This window comes from Psychrobacter sp. AOP7-B1-24 (assembly GCF_052376215.1).
Taxonomy (GTDB): domain Bacteria; phylum Pseudomonadota; class Gammaproteobacteria; order Pseudomonadales; family Moraxellaceae; genus Psychrobacter.
Genome location: NZ_JBQSVL010000235.1, coordinates 1 through 300 on the forward strand (window position 1 = coordinate 1; position 300 = coordinate 300).

The following is a 300-nucleotide window of genomic DNA, read 5'->3' on the forward strand; positions in this document are numbered from 1 at the left end:
GGTAAAATCAGCAACCCATAGTTGGTTAGGGCGATGGGCATTAAAGTTACGATTAACCAAATCATCAGCACGCTTTTGATCGTCACGAGACTTAGTCGTTATCTTACCTTTACCTCGCCAAATACCCTGCATTCCATGCTGACGCATTAAACGCTCTACAGTGCAGCGTGCAGGATGTATACCCTCTGCTTTCAACTGTTGCCAGACTTTACGAGTACCATAACGGCATTTGCTGTCCTTCCAAATACGTTTGATTTCATTTAGATAGAAATCGTCATGCTGACTACGCTGTGAACGCTT

General features: G+C 44.0%; 1 protein-coding gene. It reads right to left on the reverse strand.

From position 1 onward, the window contains the following. On the reverse strand, positions 1-300 hold a 300-nt coding region (locus tag ACT3QP_RS15165; RefSeq protein ID WP_444526079.1), incomplete at both ends, for an IS3 family transposase.